Annotated in this window: 2 protein-coding genes; both read left to right on the forward strand. The window is 38.0% G+C overall.

From position 1 onward, the window contains the following. Nucleotides 1-202: 202 nt before the first annotated feature. Nucleotides 203-1,498, forward strand: coding sequence for a P-loop NTPase fold protein (locus EWV84_RS17855; RefSeq protein WP_287079101.1), 1,296 nt, complete (start codon nucleotides 203-205; stop codon nucleotides 1,496-1,498). A 93-nt stretch (nucleotides 1,499-1,591) separates the two neighbouring features. Continuing rightward, a partial coding sequence (locus EWV84_RS17860) for a tetratricopeptide repeat protein (protein WP_287079102.1) occupies nucleotides 1,592-2,707 on the forward strand: 1,116 nt, incomplete at its 3' end.

Consider the following 2,707-nt stretch of genomic DNA (forward strand, 5'->3'; position numbering starts at 1 on the left):
CACACCCCACACCCCAACCCCCAACCCCCAACCCCCAACCCCCAACCCCCAACCCCCAACCCCCAACCCCCACCGAAAAACTTTTTCAGCAGACCCTAATTACTCATGGTTAGTAACCCATGCAGGCGTTGGGTTTCATGCTTCAACCCAACCTACGTTCATCTTATATTTAATTCCACCCACCCACTTAATTTAATTACTCATGGTTAGTCCTTTACTGGAACCCTTTCGAGAAGCCTATCGTAATTTGGAACTTTTACCGCTGCGATCGGATAAAGAATTACAGCGTTTTGCTGTCGAATACGGCACAGAAATTATCGACGAATTAGAACAATTGGTAGAAGATAGTCCTTGGGAAGACGGAAAAATTATTCTAGCAGGACATCGGGGTTGTGGTAAATCAACCCTACTCTACGAATTTAAAAGAAAGTTAGATGATCGCTATTTTGTTGTTTTCTTCTCGATCTCAGACATGATCGAGATGTCAGACGTAAATCATGTTAATATTTTATTCTCGATCGCCGTTCAGATGATGTCAGAAGCGGAAACCCAAAATTTAACTATTAAAGATTCTATTAAAAAAAGCTTTTATCAATGGTTTGCCGAACAAATCCGCACCGAAACTAATCAAGCAGATACCACTGTCGAAACAGGTTTTAACTTTTCTACTTTACTAGCTCACATTAAAGGAATTCTCAAGATTAATTCGACTATTCGCCAGGAAATCAAACAAAAATATGAGCGGAGAATTACCGATTTAGTTGCCCAAATTAACATTATCGCTAGTGCGATCGAGTCCCAAAGTCAGAAAAAAATCTTAGTAATTGTTGATGACATCGATAAAATTGAGTTAGCACAGGTAAGGGATATTTTTCAATCCCATATTAAAGCGATTATGTTGCCCGGTTTTCGGATTATTATGACTATTCCGATCGCCGCTTTAAGAGAAGTAGCTTTAAAGGCAACTCTCCAAACAGAAACCAACGATCAGATCGTACAAATGCCTGTATATAAACTCTTTAAACAGGGAGAAATTAATTCACCTAATGCTATACCCGATCCGCAAATTATTGCTACTTTAACCGAGATTATCACTAAGCGCATCGATCCCGCTTTAATCGATCCTGATACCCTCGAAAAAATTTGTCTTTATAGTGGGGGAGTATTACGAGAATTAATTCGCATTACTAATGATTGCTGTCGGGTTTGTTTGCGCTCAGTTCGTCGTTATCCTGATGATAATACCCTAAAAATTGATCAAGCTGTTTTAGAACAATCAATCACAGAACTTAGTCTCGATTTTGCCGAAAGTATAGGTAAAGCAGATGAGGAAATTATTAAAACTGTTTATCAACACTCAAAACCCACGGATCTCAAGGATCAAAATTTTCTAGATCTGCTGCATGGTTTATACATTTTAGAATACCGTAATGGCGATCTCTGGTATAATGTGCATCCGATTGTCGTTGAGTTAATGAAAAAAAGGGGAACAATTTGAATGGGATAAGTAAGTAGTTATAATTAAATTGAAGATCGATCCCCCCTTGATAAGGGGGGGTATCTGACAGTTTTTAACACCTACCCACTTATTATGAATGATGAAACATCTATAATTATCGACCAAAACGAAAGAGAATACGAAGGTTTAATCGTGTCTCTAGAGGCAAATCAAGAGAGATTAAATATATTAATTTGTGTGTGTGATCAGGAAAAATTGCGAGAACAAATTATTGATCGCTATAGCAAAGAATTAGAACCAGTAATCCCTTGTTATCGGATTGATTTAGATCAAAAAGAACCGAGTTTAAGAGCAGCAATTGCTAGTTTAGTCTCCAGAAAACCAGAGTTATTACAAAGCAAAAATGCCGTGATCACAACCACAGGAGTGGAAAAATTACACTCGATCGAATGGCAACAGGAAAAATCGGAACTAGATAAATTTTTTGGTTATCTGCAATGGACAAGGGAAGGACTGCGAGAATTTCCCTATTCCATTGTTCTTTGGGTAACAAGCACAGTGGAAGTAAATTTACGCAAAAAGTCCCCCGATTTTTGGAGTTGGAGAAAAGGAGTTTTTCGCTTTATTTCTCCTCCAAGTAACTTTTTACCTTGTCAGGAATTTTTACCGATTTTACAATCTTTTGACGAAATTACTATAGATAAAGATATTCCTTTTATCTCTAAAGAAGACCTGTTAGAATTAATCGAGCAAATCGAGGTAAATAAAGGCAATAAAGAGCCAAGATTAGCCAGTTTATATGCCAGTTTAGCTAAGATTTATAACCATCGTTTATCAAATCTGCCATTGTCAGATTATCGTCAGGAACAAGATTTAGCGATCGAGTATTATCAAAAAGCGATCGATTTACAAAAAGAGTTAAATCTAGAACTTGATTTAGTTGCGAGTCTCAACTCATTGGCAGATATTTATTATTCCAGAGGAGAATACCAAAAAGCGATCGAGTTTGATCAACAGTCCTTAGCAATCACACGGGAAATCGGTGATCGGGGGGGTGAAGGGAAATCCTACAATAATTTAGGCAATGTTTACCATTCCCTAGGAGAATACCAAAAAGCGATCGAGTTTTATCAACAGTCCTTAGCAATCACACGGGAAATCGGTGATCGGGGGGGTGAAGGGAATTCCTACAATAATTTAGGCGCTGTTTACTATTCCCTAGGAGAATACCAAAAAGCGATCGAGTTT

Source organism: Microcystis sp. M_QC_C_20170808_M3Col, from assembly GCF_007095505.1.
GTDB lineage: Bacteria > Cyanobacteriota > Cyanobacteriia > Cyanobacteriales > Microcystaceae > Microcystis.

What these genes read in the sequence shown, in the direction of transcription:
- EWV84_RS17855 (WP_287079101.1), top strand. Translation starts at nt 203, where the DNA reads ATGGTTAGTCCTTTACTGGAACCCTTTCGAGAAGCCTATCGTAATTTG.